16 protein-coding genes and 4 pseudogenes are annotated in these 20,457 nt (G+C 62.3%); 6 read left to right on the top strand and 14 right to left on the bottom strand.

All coding sequences use genetic code 11. The features are described 5' to 3' along the window. The first annotated feature begins 42 nt into the window (after nucleotides 1-42). The 3 genes and pseudogenes from NPJ82_RS16815 to NPJ82_RS16805 form a co-directional block, all read left to right on the top strand. Complete coding sequence (locus tag NPJ82_RS16815; protein WP_342659103.1) at nucleotides 43-462, top strand: heme-binding protein; 420 nt, start codon at nucleotides 43-45, stop codon at nucleotides 460-462. A 354-nt stretch (nucleotides 463-816) separates the two neighbouring features. After that, nucleotides 817-906, top strand: a pseudogene (locus NPJ82_RS16810) (pyruvate, phosphate dikinase); the annotation flags it as partial. Between the two features lie 74 nt (nucleotides 907-980). Then, nucleotides 981-1,124 (top strand): annotated as a pseudogene (locus NPJ82_RS16805) (IS481 family transposase); the annotation flags it as partial. A gap of 74 nt (nucleotides 1,125-1,198) precedes the next feature. Here NPJ82_RS16805 and NPJ82_RS16800 read toward each other — a convergent pair. The 3 genes and pseudogenes from NPJ82_RS16800 to NPJ82_RS16790 form a co-directional block, all read right to left on the bottom strand. After that, nucleotides 1,199-1,840, bottom strand: coding sequence for a LysR substrate-binding domain-containing protein (locus tag NPJ82_RS16800; RefSeq protein ID WP_342659102.1), 642 nt, complete (start codon nucleotides 1,838-1,840; stop codon nucleotides 1,199-1,201). 208 nt (nucleotides 1,841-2,048) lie between these two features. Beyond that, nucleotides 2,049-3,149, bottom strand: a pseudogene (locus NPJ82_RS16795) (IS3 family transposase). Between the two features lie 87 nt (nucleotides 3,150-3,236). Next, nucleotides 3,237-3,692 (bottom strand): annotated as a pseudogene (locus NPJ82_RS16790) (Plug domain-containing protein); the annotation flags it as partial. A 294-nt stretch (nucleotides 3,693-3,986) separates the two neighbouring features. Here NPJ82_RS16790 and NPJ82_RS16785 point away from each other — a divergent pair. Together NPJ82_RS16785 and NPJ82_RS16780 are read left to right on the top strand one after the other, a co-directional pair. After that, the gene (locus NPJ82_RS16785) at nucleotides 3,987-4,280 is read left to right on the top strand and encodes a homogentisate 1,2-dioxygenase (protein WP_342659101.1); all 294 of its coding nucleotides are present in this window, start codon (nucleotides 3,987-3,989) and stop codon (nucleotides 4,278-4,280) included. Then, a complete protein-coding gene (locus tag NPJ82_RS16780; RefSeq protein WP_342659100.1) occupies nucleotides 4,277-5,239 on the top strand; it encodes a cytochrome c peroxidase in 963 nt (320 codons plus the stop codon). The genes NPJ82_RS16785 and NPJ82_RS16780 overlap by 4 nt, the downstream gene beginning before the upstream one ends. Before the next feature lie 27 nt (nucleotides 5,240-5,266). On the opposite strand, the gene NPJ82_RS16775 is transcribed toward NPJ82_RS16780, so the two are convergent. The 3 genes from NPJ82_RS16775 to NPJ82_RS16765 form a co-directional block, all read right to left on the bottom strand. Further along, complete coding sequence (locus NPJ82_RS16775) at nucleotides 5,267-7,669, bottom strand: TonB-dependent receptor (protein ID WP_342659099.1); 2,403 nt, start codon at nucleotides 7,667-7,669, stop codon at nucleotides 5,267-5,269. 101 nt (nucleotides 7,670-7,770) lie between these two features. Next, on the bottom strand, nucleotides 7,771-8,142 hold the full coding sequence (locus NPJ82_RS16770) for a ModE family transcriptional regulator (RefSeq protein ID WP_342659098.1): 372 nt from the start codon (nucleotides 8,140-8,142) through the stop codon (nucleotides 7,771-7,773). A gap of 1 nt (nucleotide 8,143) precedes the next feature. Beyond that, on the bottom strand, nucleotides 8,144-8,350 hold the full coding sequence (locus tag NPJ82_RS16765; protein WP_342659097.1) for a TOBE domain-containing protein: 207 nt from the start codon (nucleotides 8,348-8,350) through the stop codon (nucleotides 8,144-8,146). Between the two features lie 206 nt (nucleotides 8,351-8,556). On the opposite strand from NPJ82_RS16765, the gene NPJ82_RS16760 reads away from it, so the two are divergent. Further along, nucleotides 8,557-9,660 carry an NAD(P)-dependent alcohol dehydrogenase gene (locus NPJ82_RS16760; RefSeq protein WP_342659096.1) on the top strand — a complete coding sequence of 368 codons (1,104 nt, stop codon included), beginning with the start codon at nucleotides 8,557-8,559 and terminating at the stop codon, nucleotides 9,658-9,660. A gap of 91 nt (nucleotides 9,661-9,751) precedes the next feature. Here the strand turns inward: NPJ82_RS16760 and NPJ82_RS16755 are convergent, their stop codons facing one another. The 8 genes from NPJ82_RS16755 to NPJ82_RS16720 all read right to left on the bottom strand — a co-directional run bounded on the left by NPJ82_RS16755 (nucleotide 9,752) and on the right by NPJ82_RS16720 (nucleotide 20,351). After that, entirely contained in the window at nucleotides 9,752-10,645 is an 894-nt protein-coding gene (locus NPJ82_RS16755; protein WP_342659095.1) for an SDR family oxidoreductase, read from the bottom strand. A 28-nt stretch (nucleotides 10,646-10,673) separates the two neighbouring features. After that, entirely contained in the window at nucleotides 10,674-12,494 is a 1,821-nt protein-coding gene (locus NPJ82_RS16750) for a glycoside hydrolase family 15 protein (protein WP_342659247.1), read from the bottom strand. A 5-nt stretch (nucleotides 12,495-12,499) separates the two neighbouring features. Beyond that, entirely contained in the window at nucleotides 12,500-13,501 is a 1,002-nt protein-coding gene (locus tag NPJ82_RS16745; protein WP_342659094.1) for an SDR family oxidoreductase, read from the bottom strand. A 731-nt stretch (nucleotides 13,502-14,232) separates the two neighbouring features. Then, the gene (locus tag NPJ82_RS16740) at nucleotides 14,233-14,946 is read right to left on the bottom strand and encodes an ATP-binding cassette domain-containing protein (RefSeq protein ID WP_342659093.1); all 714 of its coding nucleotides are present in this window, start codon (nucleotides 14,944-14,946) and stop codon (nucleotides 14,233-14,235) included. Then, entirely contained in the window at nucleotides 14,939-15,604 is a 666-nt protein-coding gene (gene modB, locus NPJ82_RS16735; RefSeq protein ID WP_342659092.1) for a molybdate ABC transporter permease subunit, read from the bottom strand. The genes NPJ82_RS16740 and modB overlap by 8 nt, the downstream gene beginning before the upstream one ends. A 9-nt stretch (nucleotides 15,605-15,613) precedes the next feature. Then, a complete protein-coding gene (gene modA / locus NPJ82_RS16730) occupies nucleotides 15,614-16,402 on the bottom strand; it encodes a molybdate ABC transporter substrate-binding protein (protein WP_342659091.1) in 789 nt (262 codons plus the stop codon). Between the two features lie 506 nt (nucleotides 16,403-16,908). Continuing rightward, entirely contained in the window at nucleotides 16,909-18,630 is a 1,722-nt protein-coding gene (locus tag NPJ82_RS16725) for a DEAD/DEAH box helicase (RefSeq protein WP_342659090.1), read from the bottom strand. Further along, nucleotides 18,618-20,351, bottom strand: a complete 1,734-nt coding sequence (locus NPJ82_RS16720; protein WP_342659089.1) for an ATP-dependent endonuclease — start codon at nucleotides 20,349-20,351, stop codon at nucleotides 18,618-18,620. Before NPJ82_RS16720 ends, NPJ82_RS16725 begins: the two co-directional genes overlap by 13 nt. Nucleotides 20,352-20,457 lie beyond the last annotated feature (106 nt).

The following is a 20,457-nucleotide window of genomic DNA, read 5'->3' as shown; positions in this document are numbered from 1 at the left end:
TGCGTTGAGAGGCTTTCCCTGAACTGGCCACGGAGACACGCCATGCGCAGCACCCGGACGCTCGACCTGAACGACGCGCGGACGATCATCGATGCGGGGATCGCGGAGACCGAGCGGATCGGCAACCCGATGAATATCGCGGTGGTGGACGCGGGCGGCTGCCTCCTAGCGTTCGCGCGTATGGACGATGCGTGGCGCGGCAGCGTCGACATCGCGATCGGCAAGGCGTGGACGGCGCGCGCGTTCGACGTCGAGACCAAGGCGCTGGCGAAGCTCGCCCAGCCGGGCGCCGACTTCTACGGCATCCATGCCTCCAACAACGGCAAGGTGATGATCTTCGCCGGGGGCGTGCCGATCAAGGAGGGCGAGACGGTGATTGGCGCGGTGGGCGTGTCGGGCGGCACCGGCAAGCAGGACCAGGGCGTGGCCGAGGCGGCGGCGCAGGCGTTCGCGCGCGGCTGAGCCTTGGAGCGCGGTGCCGGGCGCGGCGGCGCCGGCTCAGTCGACGGCGGTTCAGTCGACGGCGGCGGGCTCGGGCGCCGGGCGTGCCTCCCGCGCGGCGCGGGTCGCCTCCTTTTGGCGCGTTCTTCGGCCGTTCGGGCCCAGTCATTCAGAAAACCGCCGTGGATCGATCCCAGGATCGCCCTACGGGAAGGAACCTCTCAGGTAGCAGAAGGCTTAAAAAACTGAGATCACTTGGAAGGGTGCGATGTCCTCCGCCGTTGCGATTGATCGGATCATCAGCAAGGTCTCGATTTGATGACGCGTTGAGTAGAGCTGCGAAAGGAAAGGATCCATGAAAGCTGTCGTGTACAACGGGCTCCGGCAATCATCAAACTGCGCGAAAGGATCAAGCGACAGACCATCGAACATCGGCGCTTGCAGCACCGCAATTTCGCCGCCTAATATCAACCCCCTGACGAGGTCCGCACTCCGCTAATCTACGCAGCGATTTGTGCCGAATGTTCTGACGACGGACATTCATGGCCGCCTACAATTTCGCTCGCCGGCTCGAGACCCTCAGCGGCCCCACCCCCTACGAATACATCGCCAAGATCTGGACGTCTGAGCAAGACCGGTTCATCGTCGACCCGATCCACCAGATGCCGGGACTAAACACCTAGGTCTGCTGTGCACTCAGATCAGCCGGGACCTTAGGTGGCACGGCGCAAGATCATGTTCCGGGTCAGATCGAACGTTACGAGCGGAAGGTGTCGCGTGCTATTTGTTCAAACAACCGGACTTCCCGAGAGGTGTCTCCGACCCGAACGCTCAAGATGATAGGTGATGTTGCAGCTTCGTCGCGAATCCTGACATATGTAATGTCGCTGCGCTGAACGTGCCGCATGGAGGAAGGGACAAGTGCCAGTCCCGCTTCCGATGCGACCAACCCAAGCGCGACCTGTACGTCGCGCACTTCCTCGACATTATCGTGCGCGAGTCCATGGTCACGAAGAATGGTAAAAACCTGATCTGCATAGCTGGGTCGTGGCTGGCTAGGGTAGACGAGTAATTTGCGAGTTATTAAATCCGAAAGCGTGAGTGAGTCAGCTCGCGCCAGTGGATCGGCGCTGCCGATCGCCGCGATTAACGCCTCCTCCTGTAGTACCTCTCGCTGGATCGCCGGGTCGTCGATCCGGATCCGCCCGAGCCCAGCGTCGATGCGGCCATCTTTGAGCGCAATGACCTGCTCCAAGGTTGTCATTTCCAACAGCTGAATTTCAAGCCCTTCCGATCGTGCTCGAAATTCCCGGATGACCTCCGGCATCATACCGTAAACGATAGACGCCACGAACCCGACTACGAAGCGCCGTTTCTCGCTGGCGGAGAGCCGCCGCATCGAGCGGCATAGTTGCTCCGTACTCGAAAGGATCCGCGTCGCCTGCTCGTGAAAGATTCTTCCAGCCTCCGTCAACCGGATCGGTCGGCTATCACGATCGAATGAGCAGCCCCCACCGGGTGGTCCGGGTAGATAGTTAGTGCATCGTCGTCTTGAGCCTCACCCCGTCTCTGGTCCGGTCTTTATGAGAAAACCGGCTCTCTTTTCGTCAGGGCAGGCATGCCTGCCCTGACGAAAAAGCGCGCTCCATCGGGGTCTGGTTGCCGAGGGAGCTATGCGGACGGTGCTCGTTGTAATCACGCCGCCACGCCTCACATTTTACCCGTGCGTCGTCCAAGCTCAAGAACCAGTATGCGTTGAGGCATTCGGCCCGCACCCGGCCGTTGAACGCCTCCGCAAACGCGTTGTCGGTCGGCTTTCCAGGCCTGCTGAAGTCCAGCACCACATCATGCTGGTAAGCCCACAGGTCGAGATCCTTCGAGATGAATTCCGGGCCATTATCCAGACGAATACGCTTGGGACGACCGTGTACCACGGCAATGCGCTCGAGCGTCTCGACCACGTCAGAGCCGCGGTAGCTCGTCCGTACGTCGAGCGCTGGTGACACACGGGTGAAGTTGTCGACGATCGAGAGCACCCGGATCTTGCGACCGTCGAACAGCTGGTCCGACAGGAAATCCATCGACCAGCACTCGTTGGGTGCCGTCGCCGGCGTCCGGTCATCGCGCAGCTTCGCCTTCACCTTGCGCTTGGGCGTCTTGTTGCGCAGCTGCAGCCCGAGCTCACGATACAGCCGATGAGTGCGCTTGTGGTTGATCTCCCAGCCCTCCCGTCGGAGCAGCACATGGATGCGTCGGTACCCATAGCGAACACGGGTCGCAGCCAACTCCTTGATCCGCATCTTGAGGCCGGCCTGATCGAGGCGGCGCGACTGATAGCGCTGGGTCGATCGATTGATCGGAAACGCGCTGCAGGCTCGCCGTTCGCTGACCTGGTAGCTCGCCTGCAAATAGCCGACGATCTCCCGGGCTCGACCAAGGCCCTACATTTTTCGGCGGATGACGTCCTGCAGCATTTCCTTATCCAGGCTGAGGTTCGCCACCAGCCGCTTCAGCCGGACGTTCTCCTCCTCCAGCACCTTCAGGCGCTTCATCTCCGACGGCATCAGCCCTCCGTATTTGCTGCGCCATCGGTAATAGGTCTGGATCGATATGCCGGCCTTTCGGCATACCTCCTCCACGGTCGTTCCATCCTCGGCCTGCTTCAGGATGAACGCTATCTGCTGCTCGCTGAACCTCGACTTCTTCATCGGCGGATTCCCTCGTCCGGCACCTGCCAAACCTAACCGGGAATTTCTCACAAAGAATGGACCAATCCGAAGGGCTCAGGTCAGTTGACCGCCCATCGCGCCGGGGCCGTCCAGCACCGACGCATAGCCCTTCGCGACCTGAAGCTGCGCCACGTCCGGCGTCAGGAAACGGCCATAGTCGAGGCGGTTGTCGGCGGGCAGATAAACGCGGATACCGTCGATCGACACCGGCACCTGGAACCGGTCGAAGCCGCGCACGAACAGCAGCCGCTCGTTACGTGACCCGCCGCTGTTGCCGGCAGTGACGCCGGGGATCAGGCTCGCCGCCTCGTCGAGCGACTGACGATCGAACTTGTAGATCGCCTCCTGGCCAACGGACTCGCTGCCGATCTCGACGCCCTGCGGACGCGCGCCTGTGACGATGATCTCGCCGAGGCGGAAGCTGTTGTCCTGTTCGTCACGCGGCGCGGAGGGCGTATCCTGCGCGAACGCCGGCATGGTCGATGAAGCAAGCAACATGGCCGCAGTCAGCGTAAAGCGCATCGATAGTACCCCTTTGCGATCGAGCCGACTGTTTCGTGTCTTCGATCATCTATATACGACGAGATATATACCCTGTTGAAGGAGTTGCCGCCGATGTTCAATGCCTTGCTCGCTGCCATGCTGTTGCAGGTGTCCGCTCCTGCCCCTGATACGTGTCCTGCGGTCACCGCGCCGCCTGCGGAATTGTCAGGCTGGGCTTCGCCGCGTCCGCTTGGTGCCGGTCGCACAGCCGCGCAGGCAACAATGCTGACACCGGGCGTAGCGGTCACCGCACGCCTCCCGTCCACGCGGGACGTGCAGTACGTTGTGCGGCCAGAGAAGCCGGGCGGGTCAGTCAGCTATGGGGGCGTCTTTGCGTTCACCGTCGCCACCCCAGGTCGCTATCGGATCGCGCTGGGTTCGGGCGCATGGATCGACGTGCTGGCGGACGGCAAACCCGCGACCTCGGTCGCGCACAGTCACGGCCCTGCCTGCACCGGCATCCGCAAGATGGTCGATTTCGATCTCGGCGCTGGCCGCTACGTCCTTCAGGTCGCCGGCAATGGCACCGCCGATCTGCCGCTGATGGTGACGAAGCTGCCGGCGTGATCGGACGGGCGGCGCTGGCGCTCTCGGCGCTGATCCTAACGGCTTCGATTGCTGCTCCGTGGCGATGGTCGCAGCCGGCGGGTGTCGCCGCACCGATGGTTCCCGCCGACAATCCTATGTCGGCCGCCAAGGTCGCGCTTGGCCGTCGGCTGTTCTATGACGCTGACCTGTCGATCGACGGCACGATGTCGTGCGCGAGTTGCCATGAGCAGAAGCACGCCTTTGCGGATAGCAACCCGACCCGACCGGGTGGGCACGGCGATGCCGGTCGCCGAAACGTGCTAGGTCTCGCCAATGTCGCATGGCTGCCCATCCTGACTGCGGCCGATCCGCGCGTCACGACGCTGGAGGCGCAGGCGATGATTCCGATTTCCGGCCTCACGCCGGTCGAGATGGGGATGCACGGTAGCGAGCAGGAAATTCCCCGCCGCTTGTCCCGCGATACCTGTTATCGGCGGCAGTTCCGCGCAGCTTTCCCGGATCGCCGGGGGCGCATCGATATGACCAGCGTCGCGATGGCGTTGGCGAGCTTCGAGCGCAGCCTGATGTCGTTCAACACGCCTGCCGATCGCGGCACGCTGTCACGTGAAGCTCGGGCGGGCAAAGCGGTGTTCAGTCGCTCCTGTGCCTCCTGCCATTCCGGTGCCAATTTCACCGACGGCCGCTTCCATGCAATCCTGCCGGTCAACCAGTCGGATCGCGGTCTTGCGGAGGCAACGGGGAGAGCGGGGGACGAAGGCCGCTTCCGCACAGCCGCCCTGCGCAACGTCGCAGTGACCGGTCCGTGGTTCCATGACGGGTCCGCGCGTACGCTCCGTGACGCCATTGTCCGCCATCCTGTTGCGCTGGATGCTGCCGACACGGACCGCTTGCTCGCCTATCTGGAGGCGTTGACCGATCGCAATTTTATCGAAAATCCCGCCTTCGCGTATCCCGACGATCCCTGCGGCAGCAAATGACGGCGCTGCTGCAGGGATCGGGGTCGATCACAGGCGGAAGCGGATTGTCCCGCCGATGGTGCGCGGGTCACTCGGCGTCCCGACGATCAGGCCGGAGTTGCCCGCCTGGATCGTCAGGTTCTGGATATAGTCGGCGTCGAGCAGGTTGCGCGCCCAGACGATCAGCTCCAGCCCATCGGCGAAGCGATAGCCGATATTGGCATTGGTCAGGTTGTAGCCGCGGATATAGGTGAAGCGCGACAGGCTGGGATCGCCGTTGAAGCCGCTGCGCGACGCGGTATCGACATGCACGAAGACCTGCCCGTCACCGAGCGGCCGCTGATAATCCAGGCCTGCGGTCAGCGCGAAGCGCGGCAAGGAAGCAAGGCGCCGCCCCGTCAGACTGCACCGGGTTGTCGCTGCGGTCTGTACCTCGAGCGGGCACGGCCCGGCGGGGTAGTCGGTGTATTCGCCATCCGAATAGGCAAAGTTGGTGCGCATGCTCAGCCCCGGCAGGATCAGCGCGGTCACGTCCGCCTCAATCCCCTTCACCGTCACTTCCGGGATGTTGGACAGGTAGCCGCGCAGCTGCACCGACTGGGTGAGCGAGTTCTCGACCACCGTCGCCTGGAAGTCACGGACCTTGGTATAGAAGCCGTCGATGTTGAAGATCAGCCTGTTGTCGAACAGCGTGTTCTTGAGGCCGATCTCATAGGTCTCGTTGCGCTCGGGCCGCACCACGGCAGTCGCCAGCACCGGGCGATTGTTGTTGTCGAGCGGCAGGCCCGACATGTTGATCCCGCCCGATTTGAACCCGCGCGCATAGCTTGCATAAGCCATGGTCGTGTCGGTCACCTGCCAGGCGAGATTGCCGCGTCCGGTGAGGCTGCCGTCGCTGTCATGCGCCTCATAGCTCTGCGGGCGCAGTACGCCGAGGCGGGCGTTGATGAGCGCGGTGTTGGTCGTCGCCGGTCCGCCCGAGACGGTCGTGTTGTAGTAACCATCCTTGTCCTCCTGCGTGTAGCGCAAGCCGACCGTCGCCGTCAGGCGATCGAAGAAGCGGTAATTGACCTCGCCGAACGCCGCATAGCTGAGGCTGCGGAAGTCGGTGCGGCCGTCCTGCCCGTAGCCGTCGAGCAAATTGGAGGGGACGGCCGTGTTGTTCGCACCCGTCACCGTCCCGATGAGGTAGCGAGCGGCTGCCGGGCCATAAATGCTGATCGGGCGGCCGGTCAGTCGCTGACGGAAGCCATAGAGCCCGACGACATAGGACAGCGGCCCGGTGCCGTTCGAAGCGAGCCGGAGCTCCTGGCTGTACTGATCCTGTCGCGAGGGGATGTGCTGCGAGAGCTGCACGGGGATGCCGGTATAGTCGCGGTCGTTCTCCGCATCCCAGTTCCAGAAGCGCCATGCCGTGACCGACGTCAGCGTGACCGCCCCCAGGTTCCAATCGGTGATCGCACTGACGCCCCCCTCGTTGGTGTCGACGCCGAGCGGCCCATCGATGTCGATCTTGCGATCATAGGGGTTGGTGCTGGGCGGCGCATAGCCGAACTGCGCGGCCAGGCCGCTGGGACCGCCGAACTGGCGGTTCGCGGCGCGCAGGCTCGTGCCGGTGCGCAGATAGACCTGGGTGCAGCAATAGGCCTGGAAGTTGGTAAAGTCGGCGATGACGCGCATCTGGATCGTGTCGTCGGGCTTGAACAGCAATTGCCCGCGCACCGCCTGCGTGCCGAGTGTGTTGGCCGCCCGGCCGGTGCGGACATTGTCGAGCACCCCGTCGCGGCGGGTCGAGACGCCCGAAATGCGATAGGCAATGGTGTCGGTGATCGGTCCCGACGCCCAGGCCTTGGCCTGGACGAAGTTATAGTCGCCGTACGACAGCTCAGCGAAACCCTCGCGAGTGAAGGTCGGTGCGCGCGTGGTGATGTTGAGCGCGCCCGCCGTCGTGTTCTTGCCGAACAACGTGCCCTGCGGTCCGCGCAGTTCCTCAACCTGCTCGATGTCAGCAAAGTCGAACGCGGCCGTTGCCGGGCGCGCATGATAGACCTGATCGACGTAGAAGCCGACGCCACCCTCCAGGCCGTCATTGGCCTGGCTGACCGCAACGACACTGGAGCCAAGGCCGCGGATGGTGAAGGCGGTGTTGCGCGGATTGGCCGAGCTGTAGTTCAGCGTCGGGATCAGGGTGGTCAGACCTTGCGTGTTAACCGTGTAGCTCTGATCGAGAAGCGCGCCGCCCACTACCGACAGTGCGGCAGGCACGCGCTGTGCATCCTCCGCCCGGCGACGGGCGGTGACGATGACGTCGGGCAGGCCTTCATCGGTTTCCGATGCCTGCGCATTTGCCTGCTCTGTGGCGGGTACAGGGACGGTCGTCTGAGCCATCGCAGGTGCGGAGATGGCAGGCACAGCTACGGCACACAGCAGGACTGCGATACGCTTCGACATCGATGGAAACCCCTTTTCGCGGTCTCAGCCGCGGTTCTATGCACGGCCATATATCGATGTGATATCCATCCGTATATATCGGGTTTGATGCCGGTACGTTCTTAGTCCGTGGGTAGTGGCGCAGAGCGCAGAAAGCCCTGCAGTCGGGCATAAGCTGGCTGATCAGCAACAGCGGATGCCTGCCGCTCCATCTCGCGATAGGCTTCCAGTACCGCCTTCCCGGTAGGGCTGACCTTCGATCCGCGGTCCAGCCCGCCGCCCTTGACGGTATCCACCAGCGGAGGATCGAAGCACCGGTTCATTTCATCGACCAGCAGCCAGGCACGGCGATAGCTCATGCCGAGCGCGCGACCTGCCGCGCTGATCGACCCCTCCGACTGGATCGCCTCCAGGAGGTCGGCTTTACCCGGTCCCATCGCCAATGCGTCGCCGCACGCAATCTGAATTTTCAGCCAGAGGGGTCCAACCTTCATCTTACTTACCGATCATCACGTCGCTGGCCTTGATGATGACGGTGACCGCCTCACCTTCCGCGAGCCCGAGATCGGCGATCGCCTCTTCGGTGATGTTGGCGGTCACGACGTTCCCGCCACCGATATCGACCTTGATCGAACCATTTACCGCGCCCGGTGTGATCGACACGATGGTGCCGGAAATCTGATTGCGCGCACTGATCTTCATGGAAACTTCCCTGCATTCGAGTTTGCCCATCTGGGCAACCGATCGGTGTGTACCGTAACCAGTAGAAAAGTGCGACTGCGCGACCTTCCGTCAGCCGTTTGCGATACAATGTATCGACGAAAATATAGTGCTCTATCCTAGGATAACCGTGGCCGGCAGGACGTTCAGGGGCGATCACCCTCCAGCCTCGCGAAAGGTCATCAATCATGGTCACCGCTACCGGTTACGCCGCTAAGCATAGTTTCTCGCGTCTCAAGCCGATCGAGATCGAGCGCGACCCGCCCAAGGCCAATGAAGTGCAGATCGACGTCCTCTATTGCGGCGTCTGCCATTCCGACATCCACCAGTGCGAGAATGACTGGGGCAACACGGTCTACCCGTGCATGCCGGGCCATGAGGTCGTCGGCCGGGTCTCGGCCAAGGGGGATAGCGTCACCAAGCACGAGGTCGGCGATCTGGTCGGGGTCGGCTGCATGATCGACAGCTGCCAGGAATGCGGCCCGTGCAAGGCGGGTGACGAGCAATATTGTGAGGGGCCGAACAGCTGGCTGGCAACCTATAACGGCCCGATGAAGCCTGCGGCACAGGCAAAGACGGGCACGAACATGTATGGTCGGGACAATACGTTCGGCGGCTACTCGGACGTCCTCGTCGTGCGCGAAGATTTCGTGCTGAAAATTCCGGCGTCGATCCCGATCGAAGCGGCAGCCCCGATCCTGTGCGCCGGCGTCACCACCTATTCGCCGATGAAGCACTGGGGCGTGAAGGCTGGTGACAAGGTCGGTGTCGTCGGCTTTGGCGGTCTGGGTGACATGGCGGTCAAAATCGCGGTTGCGATGGGCGCGGATGTGACGGTCTTTACCACCACCAAGGAGAAGGTCGCCGAGGCGGAGAAGTTAGGTGCCAAGGGCGTCGTCGAAGGCGACAAGGAAGCCTCCGAAGCGCTCGAAGGTCAGTTCGATTTCATCCTCTCGACCATCCCCGAAAAGCACAAGGTCGATCCCTTCATTCCGCTGCTCAAGCACGACGCCGCGTATGTGTCGGTGGGTGCCCTCGCCCCCATGCCGGGCTGGAACCACATGAACATGATCATGGGCCGCAAGACGATCGGAGGTTCGCTGATCGGGTCGATCGCAGAGACGCAGGAGGTGCTCGATTTCTGTGCCGAGCATGGCATCGCGCCTGACGTGCAGCTGATCCCGATCCAGGAGATCAACGAGGCGTACAAGAAGGTGAAGTCGGGTGACGTCCGCTTCCGCTACGTCATCGACAGCGCCAGCCTCGCGCAAGAAAAGGCAGAGGCCGCCTGATAGCATAACGGCATGGCATCCCCCTTGTAGCGATGCCATGCCATATGAGAAGCCCCCGACCGGTACGTCCAGTCGGGGGCTTTTCGTTGCATTAGGCGACGCCGGTACCACCGGTGACGCCGTATACCTCGCCACTGATGTAGCTGCCTTCCTGGCTCGCCAGCAGCACATAGACAGGCGCGATCTCGACCGGCTGCCCCGGACGGCCATACTGGCTTTCCGAGCCGAACTTCATCACCGCCTCGGGCGGCTGCCCACCGGATGCCTGGAGCGGCGTCCAGAAGGGGCCAGGCGCCACGACGTTGGCGCGGATGCCCTTCTCCAGCAGCTGCTTGGCCAGCGCCTTGGTGTAGGCGACGATCCCTGCCTTGGTCGTGGCATAGTCGAGCAGGATCGCGGACGGCTCATAGGCCTGGATCGAGGCGGTAGTGATAACCGACCCGCCTGCCGGAAGATGCGGCACAGCCGCCTGCGCGATCCAGTGCATGGCATAGAGGTTGGTCTTCATGGTCTTGTCGAAATCCTCCGACGTAACCTTCGAGATGTCCTCACGGTTCTGCTGCCGACCCGCATTGATGACCAGAATGTCGAGACCGCCAAGCTTCTCGACCGCCTGCTCCACGAGCGTCTTGCACCACGCCTCGTCGGTGATGTCGCCGGGCAGGTCGACGGCTTTGCGCCCCTCCGCTTCGATGAGTTTGATCACCTCGGCCGCGTCACTCTTTTCGGACTCGAGGTATGACAGAGCGACGTCAGCGCCCTCGCGTGCAAACGCGATAGCGGCCGCGCGACCGATGCCGCTGTCCGCGCCGGTGATGAGCGCCTTGCGCCCGGCAAGCTTGCCTGAGCCCTTATAGCTCGTCTCGCCGTGGTCGGGCACGGGATCCATTTTCGACGCTTCGCCGGGGACAGGCTGCGGCTGCCGCGGGAAAGGCGGCTGCGGATACTGCGAGCGAGGATCCTGCATAGTCAGACGATCAGTCATGCTTATCTCCATTGGGATAGGATCAGAGTCAGTTGCAGGCCGCTGCCTCGTCGAGGACGGACAGTGCCATGACGTGGGCCAGATGGCTGAGACCTTGGGGAAGGTTGCCGAGGAACGCGCCACTCGCCGGATCGATCATCTCTGAGAGAATGCCGTGCCCGTGGGACAGTGCATCGCTCAAGGCATCGAACCGCTGACGAGCTTCAGGCCGTTGACCAAGTTCGGCACGGGCCTCCACCATCCAGAAGGAGCAGGCAAGAAAGCACCCTTCCTCCTTGTCCATGCCGGTGTAGCGATAGTGGAAAGGCCCGCTGCCTAGCTCACGATCGATCGCATCCATCGTGGCTTGCAGCCGATCATGACCATCAAAACCGAAGCGGACGGCAAGCGCCAAGGAGGCATCGAGCTTGTCGGTACCCGGGTACATGACGAAGGCCTGCTTCTTCTCCGACCAGCATTCGCCTTCGATCCAGTCCTTGATCCGGTCGCGTTCGCGCGACCAGCGTTCCCGGCATGTGGTCGGCAGTTGACCCTGGTCCGCCAATTCTACGGCGCGAGCCAAAGCCTGCCAGCAGCTGACCTTGGACATCGTGTAATGCTGCAAATCTTCGAGTTCCCACATGCCCGCATCGGGCAGGCGCCAGCGGTCGGCGCATTCATCAGCGAGATGCGACAGCAGCTCCGCGCTCGCGGGGTCGAGGATGTTGCCGCAGCCGACAAAGCAGGCGGCCGTCTCGAAGATATCCCCGTAAACGCCGTGTTGGCGCTGGTCGGTCGCCTGATTGCCGGTACGAACCGGGGTCGATCCAAGGTACCCTGGCATCGCCCATTCGGACACGCCGGGTACAATCTTGCCATCAAGGGTGTAGACGACGCGCGTGCCAACGCTGCGAAGCTGATCGAGTAGCCAGCTGAACGCAGCCTTTGCCTCGGTTTCAAGCCCTGCCGTCAGGAACGCCTTGATCGTGTAGCCGGCATCCCTGATCCAGGCGTAGCGATAGTCGTAGTTCTTGGATCCGCCGATGCCTTCCGGGATCGATGTCGTCGCCGCGGCCGCTATCGCGCCAGACGGCGAATAGAGCAGAAGCTTCAGCGCCAGCGCACTGCGCAGGAACGCGTCGCGCTCCTCGCCCGTGTAGGAGACGTGCTCGCTCCAGTCCCGCCATTCTTGGTCCGATATGTCGATGCGTGCATCAATCTGCTCGATCGTTGGCGCCACCAGAGGTTCATCACGACCAGCCACGACCGCAACGGTCTGACGCTCGCCTGCCGCTACCGTTACCTCCCCCGTGATGCCTTCGTCGGCCCAGTCACAATGTACCGTGTCGCTGTGGACAAAGAGACCGAGAACGCGCTCGACATGGAAGACGGTGTGGTCGCCAATCTTCGAATGGTACGAATTGACCGTGTCACCCCGCCGACCGGGCTTCATCGTCAGATTGAAGCGAACGGTGCCATCCAACCCATCGACCCGCCGCGCCAGCTCAGCCCAAGGCAAGCGCCCCGCTGTGCCGCTATTGAGAGATTCCGTCAGTTTGGCTCGCCCGCTTGGCGTCGTGAAGATCGTCTCGAGTACGTTGCTGGCAGGACGATAATGGCGCTCGACCGTGAACGGGCGATCAGGCTGGAGCGTGAAGCACCCACCATTCTCGCCATCGAGCAGACGATCGAACAGGGGTGGCGAGTCCATGTTGGGCACGCACCACCAGTCGATCGATCCGTCGGCACCGGACAATGCGACAGAACGGCCATCCCCAAGCGCGCCATATTGCTCAAGCGGCAGGTAGCCGTCCTTGCGGACACCAAGTTCGGCCTGCTCATGATGCTGCGGCAACAGCCGCTTCAGCATCCCGGTCAACGGAGGAGACGCGGCAACGCGCGTGACGCACCTACGCCCATCAAAGCGCCCGCACCCAGCAGACCGCCGGCCACGCCAACCTTCAGCACACCACGCTGCCGGCTCGTGAAGAACTCGCGGCGGCTTCCCTTCACTCGGTCTGTGCCGTCACCGTCAATTCGCGCAGACCCTGGAACGGCCTCCTCGAGATTGCCGGCGCGATCGGGCATCGGATCACCCTGCTGCTTGTCAATCATCCCGGCTGCCTGGCGATCGGAGAAGCCTGGAGCCGCGGATTGTCCTAGCGCCATCATCAGCGTTGAGCGTCCGACCCAGAACTCACGCTGCGGATCGTGCGCTGCGGTCCAAATCGCCTCAGCGCAGAGGCGCGGATCGAAGATCGGATCAGGAATGATTTGCTCACGGCCAGTGTGAGTGCGTGCCCAGCTGGTCTGCGGCGTATTAACGCCCGGCAGATACACAACACTGAGCGTGATCTTCGATTTGTCCGAGATCAGTTCCGAACGCAGCGAATCCGTAAACCCGCCCACCGCAGCCTTTGCCCCACAATATGCGGCCTGCAGGGGGGCGGCCCGGATCGCGAGGCCGGACGACACCTGGATAATCGCGCCCTGGTCCCGCGTGCGCATGTGACGAAGCGCGGCAAGCGTTCCATAGACCTGCGATAGATAGGTCGTGCCGGTGACGCGGGCATATTCTTCCGGTGTAATGTCGTGCGCGCGAGCAACCACCGTCGACATGGCGTTGTTGACCCAGGCATCCATCGCGCCAAATTCGGCGATCACCTGATCAGCGGCATCATCGATGGCGTTCGCGTCGGCAACGTCGGCCGAGATCGCCAAGACCTTACCGCCATGCTGCTCGAGCATCGTTTTGGCTTCGTCGAGGCGTGCTGGATCCCTCGCGATGATCGCGACCTGCCATCCGCTGCGCGCGAAGCGATCTGCGGTCGCGAGGCCGATACCGGCGCTCGCGCCCGTTACTACGACGGTTTTCATAAAGATGGTCTCGTTTCCGAATGAGAGGCTTGACTGACCGCTGAACGCCCAAGTGGCGAAGTGGTCGCGGCTTTACGCTTCACCCATCCTTTAGATGCTCGGACACTCCGATCGTCGATTGGTGACCAGCGGCAATAGCCCGGCTCGAAGCCGCGCGAGTGATCGATACGCACCAGGCCGGTGCCCGCAGGACGCTCGCCCATGTCATGCAGAAACCGCTCGAAAGAAGTGGCCCATGCGGAACATGGTGTAAGGCCCAGTGCGCCTATCGAGACCCAAGCCGATGACGCCGGATTTCGGGCACCATCGTTGAGCAACTGCCAGCTTCGATAGGTCGGGCCGTGATATTTGCGCGCGCGATGACCGTGAACGGTCAGGCGTTCAGCACAGATCTCGCGATGAAGGCAGCCGCAGCTCGCCGTGCTACCGGCGCGAACGTTGCAGCCATCCGCGACCACCGTGCCGCCACAGTCGCAATCGAAATGCCAATGTGCGCGCCCGCCTGGCGAGGTGTACGAGTAGGCAATGCCGACAAGTCGCCCATACCGCCGGCCTTCCATGTCGATTCGCAACTTCCTCGGCACCTGACGCTCCACATACCGTTATATCCGGCCATATATAATGCATGGATCTACGGTTTGTTCTTTGGACGTCGCGAAAGTTCGAAGGAGGGCACGAGCCCCTGCGCAAGCGCATCGCCTCACGCTAAGCGCAGGGTTGATTGCCTGTAATCACACGTCGATCAGCCAAGCTGACAATCGGTCATCAGCCTCGGCCGCCGTTCGGCTTGCCTCCACGTCGGCGGTAATCTTTCCGGCTTCGATCAGGCATAAGCGATCCGCGCTCGCCAGAGCGTCCTCGACGTCGTGCGTGATGAAGATGATCGGGAGCGGCGTTTCCGACCGGAGCTCTTTCAGAAGCTGGTGAAGGGATCGTCGCGTCGGCCGATCAACCGCCGAGAAGGGTTCATCGAGCAGCAGTATTTTTGGGTTTCTGGCGAGCGCGCGCGCGAGCGCGACCCGCTGCTGCTGCCCGCCTGATAGTCTAGCAGGCAAGCGATCGCCGAGCCCTTCCAGGTGGACACGCTCCAGGAGGGCGTCTGCACGGTGCCGGCGCTCATCACGCGGCCGATCGAGCATCGCTTCCATAATATTTTGTGCTGCGGTGAGATGCGGGAACAGCGCATAGGATTGAAACACCATACCAGTATGCCGCTGGGAGGCGGCAAGATCGATCCCGGCCGCGGTATCCAGCCAGGTATCGCCATCCGCCCGGATTGTACCTTCTCGAACGCGGTGCAGCCCCGCGATTGTCCGTAAAATCGTGGACTTGCCCGCGCCCGATGGACCAATCAGTGCCAGCGTCTCATGCGCATGGACGGAAAACGCCACGTCAATCGCGATCGGCGTGGCGGCTCGTATGCAGACATCCAGGCCGTCAGCCATGCCGTCGCTTACGCCCCGTCAGGATGAAGCTGATCGTCACCGCTATAAGTGATATCCCCATCAACACAGCCGCCATGCTGGCAGCAGCCGCATTGTCGAACGCCTGCACCCGGTCGTAGATGGACAGCGCCAGCGTCCGTGTCTCGCCGGGCAGCGAGCCGCCTACCATCAGCACGACGCCAAACTCACCCAGCGTGTGGGCAAACGCCAGCACCGCTCCGGTGACGATACCAGGCCATGCCAGTGGCAGCTCGATGCGCCGGAAGGTCTGCCAGCCCGAATGACCGCACGTCGCCGAGGCATCACGTAGCTCCTGGCTGATTGCCTCGAAAGCGCGCTGCGCGGGTTGGATCGCGAAGGGTAGATTGACGATCACCGATGCAAGCAGCACGCCTTGGAAGCTGAATACCAACGCGCCCCCGAACAGCGCCTGCCAGACACGGCCAATCGGGGAGTCAGGCCCCATGCCGACAAGCAGATAGAAGCCGATGACGGTTGGAGGCAGAACGAGGGGTAGCGTCAACGCCGCTTCGATAAGCGCACGTCCCCGTAATCGTGTGGTCGCAAGCCAGCGCCCGGCGACGATCGCCACGGGCAAGAGCACCGCGATCGTTAGAAAACCGAGCCACAACGATAGGCGGAGCGCCTGCCAGTCCATCCGCCGCGATCAACGCTCGCCGGGAAGCGCGAAACCGTAGCGGACCAGGATGCGGCGTGCAGCGGGTTGCTGGACATAGCTATAGAAGCGCTGTGCCGTCGGACTGGCGCCCTTGATCAGCACCATGCGTTGGCGGAGCGGCTTGTGCCACGTGGCGGGCAGCAGCTTGTAGCTTGCGCGAGCCCCGAACGTGGGATCGAGGACCAGGGCATACGAGACGATGCCCCCTTGGGCACCGCCAGCGATCGCAAATTGCAGCGCTTGGGATACGTTCTCGCCCAACACCAGTTTGCTGGCGAGCGGCTGCCACAGCTTCACGTGCTGCAGCGCCTCTCGCGCTCGTGCGCCGTAGGGGGCATGCTCAGGGTTGGCGATGGCGAACCGGGTAATCTGCCTACGCGCGAGTGCGCTGCGCAGGCCGGCAAGGTTGCTGTCGAGCGTCAGCGGCGAGCCCTTTGGCGCAACCACCGCAAGGCGCCCGATTGCGTAGAGCGTACCCGCGTTCACGGTTTTGCCGGCGCGGGCAAGATCGGTCGCATACTGTTCATCGGCCGAGAGGAAGAGCTGGAACGGCGCGCCCTGCTGTATCTGCTGAAAGAACGTGCCCGATGACCCGAACGTTAGCTTCACCTCCTGTCCGGTATCGCGCTTGAATGCTGCTGCGACATCGGTCAACGCCACGCGCAGGTCCGCCGCAGCCGCGATATTGGGCACGTCTTGTGCCACTGCTGGCGCCGAGAGGCCCAGCGTCAGCCCGACTAGGAACAGGCGGCGGGGGATTTCAAAAAACGGCTTCATGGTCGCCTCGATCGTTATATCTTGCGGTATACATCGCCGTGCCTGTGCCGGGCTGTCAAATGCAACGTGCTTCGAATCTTCGTGCTGCGCGATCACTCCTCGCTTCGCAGCTTACGGAGCTTTACCGATAGAACGCGATCGTTTCGCGATTTGGATGGTATTGCGGGAAGCTAAGGCCTTCCTCAAAACTCATGCGTGACGCCATTTCGATAATGCAATGGCAAGCTGTTTACCCGGTTGAGGAGCGGGTATGCGGTAGCGCGACGAGAGGCGCACTGATTACCCGAACCTCGTCGCGTGACAGCAGCGGCTGCTCGACACCGTACCGGCCTGGGCGGAAATGAAGTGCGAAGTGAACGAGCGTATCGACAGCGCATTGGCGAGCGCAGGAATAGTCCTCTAGGCTAGAGAGGAGGTCCGGGCTATTTTGGGAGAGCTTAGGCCGAGCTGGGCAAAGCATATAAAATCGCCGATCGATTGGCAGGGCCTGCGCATACCTCGAACGCCTATCCGGCTTTTTTTAGACCAATGGCCTGTAGGTCGGCCTCAAACTCAGCAAGACAAGCCTTCGGAACTGCCAGCACGAAGAGATCGCGCGCACGTGTGAGAGCAACGTAGCCGATTCGACCGTCTTCGCTTCCGGTGCCGTCCAGAAGCGCCCGAACATGCCTCTTCTTGGCGACATACAAGACGGCATCGAGGCTCGCGCCCTTAACTTTGTGTACTGTGGATGCAGGAAATGCGGTGACGCCGACCTCGGCAAGATCCGGGATCTCGATGAGCGGGCGGTTCTCCAGTGCCTTCTTCGCGAGCTTATTGCCGAGATTTTCACCGAGCTTCAGTCCGTAGTCGCCCTCAAGCTGTAAGAGCAGCGCCCTAACACGAGCGCAGAGCAGCGGATGCCAGGCCGTGTCAGCGACCAGCGCTGATGAAGGCAGCCCCGTCTTGGCATCGCGGACAAATGACCAGATCGCACGGCGAAGACCGACAACATCCTGACCCGTGCCGCGAGCGAGCTGCGACGTCAGCCCGCCGTGTTCGGGCGCCAGCAGGCCGATGACGCCTGCGCACGCCTCGCTGAAAGCACGAGGAAGCTTGCCCAGCTGATCGCGGCTGATCGCGGCGTTGGCAAAGCACCGCACGACCCCTACCCCCTGGCCATCCTGCTCGCCACCCCATTCGCCAGCGAGATCGCTCGACCGGCATAGCACGACGCCGCGCTGGACATCGATCCCCGCCCTCTCCAGCAAGCTTTGGAAGGTTGAGAGCGCCGGGCCGCGGTCCTTTGAATCATAGGGAATGTAGAAGGCGCCGTGACGACCTACCTGGGGTTGCCGGTTGGCGGTGTCGGCGCGTCCTGTCAGATGGTTCGCCACCTCTAGAATGCTCGGAACGGACCGATAGTTTACAGAAAGCTGGTGGTCGCTGACCCCGGTTCGGGCACCGTAGCCGGAGAGGAACCCGCCGTCAGCTTGCGCGAACTCATAGATCGCTTGGTTTGGATCGCCGATCAGCGACACCTTTGACCCGTGCTGGATCAGCAACTCTAAAATTGCTTGGTGCTCAGGTCCAATGTCCTGCGCCTCGTCTACCAGGATGTGTGGATAGCGCCGGGCGAGCACGTCGAGAAGGGAGGGCTGATTCTTGAGGGTGCGCCATACCCAATACCTGGCCGAAGCATGGGTGTAAGCGCCCACCGCACCGAGCTTCGCGACAGCAGCCTCGGCACGCCAACTGTCGATAACCTGCGCCTGCCGCCCGACGGTATGCACAAAGGCGCCACCCTGCAGCGACATTGACAGGCTCGCCGTCGAGTGGCTGCGCGTGCCGTCAAAGACCGTGAAGCTCTTCAGAAAAGGCTCCCTCCCCTCGACCAAAAACGGCGTGCAGTCGCAACCCATCACCCGGTGCCCGTGCGGGCGCAGCACATTGGTGGTGATGAACCCATCCATAGTGTCGATTTCTACTGCCCTGTCCCGCCTTGAGGAGGAGCCCTGCAATCGTACTGCAGCGGCGTATTCGTTCCGGAACGTCTCGACGGCGACATTCGAGAAAGACAGGAGCACGACAAGGCTTCGCTCGTTCACGTGCAGTCGGCGCATCGCTGCCAGGCGGCTCACGGCCGTGCGCGTCTTACCGCTGCCGGCGCAGGCAGTGACGGCGATAGGACCCAACGGCAGCCCTACGATCGCCTCCTGCTCGGCGGATAGCCCCGTTATTTCTGGCATGCGTGCCGGACCGCGGCGAGGATGTAGGCAGGCGTCACGAACGTCGTCGCCTTGACCGAGATCCTGGCCGCAAGAGCCTGAGCGAACCTGCCCTTCTGCACGTTATTGGATGGCCGCTCGAACATGCCGCGAAACAGCAGCTTCGCCTTTTCGCGATCATCGGCACCCTCCTCAACCTCAAGCTTCAGAGCAGTGCCGATCTGTGGATGAATGTCCTCGAGCGCGCTTAGCATGACGGCGCGGTTGCTCTCCTCCAAAGCGAGGTCGTATTCGAACGTCTTCTGCCCGTGGAATACCTTCATCAAGCTGTCCTGCCGCGCCTGCATCGCGGCCGTGTTGTCGGAGACGATGATGCTCTCTGCGGAGGTCGGATAATGCGCTACCCATTTGCCGCCAACCTCGATCATGGGGTCGGCGTCGGTGATCACTGCGGTCGGCACCTTGATGGCCTGCTCACCAAACAAGGGCATGAATGAATCGAAGTTCAGACCTTCGACGCTGATCAGGCTGACACCATGGTCGCGAAGATCCAGGCCTTCGCGTATGGCCAGCGCATTGACCAGAAGCAGTTCGGCCGCGCCCTCAACGAAGATGACCCGTCGGGCGAAGAACAGTTCTGCGCGCGTCACGTCGAGGTAGCGGGCAAGCTTCTCGCGCTTGCCCTTCTCAAACTCGACGGTGCGGGGGTGGAACACCTCCGCGCCTCCTGCCGCGTTCATCAGGCACACAATCGAGTTCAGGTCGGCAATGCTGGCGAAATTTGGCGAGTGGCTGGTGACGAACACCTGTACAGGTTTCTCGCCCGTGGCATCGTGGTCGATGCTCGACAGGTAGCGCAGCAGTACCGCCTGCAGCTGTGGATGCAAATGCGCTTCCGGCTCCTCGACAATTAGGCTTCGAAACGCTGCATCAGCATTCTTGGCGAGCTCACTAAGCACGACGGCCATGAAGATCAGATTGTTGTAGCCAAGCCCATTGCGCTCGATCTCGAAGGTGTCCACCAATAGCGATAGTCGGGCAGCAAGCTTGGAGAAGTCCGAGCCAGCCAGCTCCACATTGACAATTTGGGCCAACTGCTCGCCGAGCATGGTCTGGTGCCGGCCGCTGATCGCGGATTGCGTATCAAGGATCGGTTTGTGCTTTTTCAGTTGCTTGTCCAACTCGGTCAGCGCCGCGGCGATGGCGTCTTTACCCGGCTCGTCGGCAAGCAGATGAAGCAACCTCGACAGCTGGCTGTTGCGGCTCGGCCGGAGCCCCTGCTCGGCATCCCGCAGTGGCTGCAAATAGACACAGCGCAAATTCTCGAGGATCGTACTCGTCACTGCGACATCGTCAAAATCGCCGCACCACCGGCGGGCACGCAGCCGCCCCGACTTGTCTGGCTCCCCGTAGGTAACGCCAAGCACCGCTTCGTATTTGCCGCCCTCGCTAGGCCGCAGTGCGTGCAGGAAGTCTGCCTCGTCAGCAGGCTCGAGTCCGCGGAAGACATATTCAAACCGTATCTCGCCCGAGGAGCTTCCACCGGCCGGGAGATGCAGATCGTCCGCCGTGAAGCGGGGGTAGGGATCGTCGGCGCCGGCAAGCAGGGCGCGGAGCGCATCGACGACCGCGCTCTTGCCAATATTGTTAGGACCAACGATCACGTTGAGCCCCGGTCGAAACTCGAGCGTCACGCTCGAGAGCCGTCGAAAATTGGCGATCTTCAGTTCCGCCAGATACACATTCGCCCCCTGCTGCCCTCGTACTGTTTGCTCGGAGGCACCGCGGCAGGTCAACAGCCGAAAGAGGCTGTTTGGCGGTGGGGCCGAATGGCCGGCGATCAGCGCC

This window comes from Sphingomonas sp. NY01, from assembly GCF_038809135.1.
GTDB classification, from domain to species: domain Bacteria; phylum Pseudomonadota; class Alphaproteobacteria; order Sphingomonadales; family Sphingomonadaceae; genus Sphingomonas; species Sphingomonas carotinifaciens.
Note: the sequence above shows the minus strand (reverse complement) of the source record. Positions and strands in the feature narration are given on the sequence as shown.

Bases quoted from the DNA above. Each gene is read 5' to 3' on its own strand.
- NPJ82_RS16815 (WP_342659103.1), top strand. From the start codon at position 43: ATGCGCAGCACCCGGACGCTCGACCTGAACGACGCGCGGACGATCATC.
- NPJ82_RS16800 (WP_342659102.1), bottom strand. From the start codon at position 1,840: ATGCGGCGGCTCTCCGCCAGCGAGAAACGGCGCTTCGTAGTCGGGTTC.
- NPJ82_RS16775 (WP_342659099.1), bottom strand. From the start codon at position 7,669: ATGTCGAAGCGTATCGCAGTCCTGCTGTGTGCCGTAGCTGTGCCTGCC.
- NPJ82_RS16770 (WP_342659098.1), bottom strand. From the start codon at position 8,142: ATGAAGGTTGGACCCCTCTGGCTGAAAATTCAGATTGCGTGCGGCGAC.
- NPJ82_RS16765 (WP_342659097.1), bottom strand. From the start codon at position 8,350: ATGAAGATCAGTGCGCGCAATCAGATTTCCGGCACCATCGTGTCGATC.
- NPJ82_RS16760 (WP_342659096.1), top strand. From the start codon at position 8,557: ATGGTCACCGCTACCGGTTACGCCGCTAAGCATAGTTTCTCGCGTCTC.
- NPJ82_RS16755 (WP_342659095.1), bottom strand. From the start codon at position 10,645: ATGACTGATCGTCTGACTATGCAGGATCCTCGCTCGCAGTATCCGCAG.
- NPJ82_RS16750 (WP_342659247.1), bottom strand. From the start codon at position 12,494: ATGCTGAAGCGGCTGTTGCCGCAGCATCATGAGCAGGCCGAACTTGGT.
- NPJ82_RS16745 (WP_342659094.1), bottom strand. From the start codon at position 13,501: ATGAAAACCGTCGTAGTAACGGGCGCGAGCGCCGGTATCGGCCTCGCG.
- NPJ82_RS16740 (WP_342659093.1), bottom strand. From the start codon at position 14,946: ATGGCTGACGGCCTGGATGTCTGCATACGAGCCGCCACGCCGATCGCG.
- modB (WP_342659092.1), bottom strand. From the start codon at position 15,604: ATGGACTGGCAGGCGCTCCGCCTATCGTTGTGGCTCGGTTTTCTAACG.
- modA (WP_342659091.1), bottom strand. From the start codon at position 16,402: ATGAAGCCGTTTTTTGAAATCCCCCGCCGCCTGTTCCTAGTCGGGCTG.
- NPJ82_RS16725 (WP_342659090.1), bottom strand. From the start codon at position 18,630: ATGCCAGAAATAACGGGGCTATCCGCCGAGCAGGAGGCGATCGTAGGG.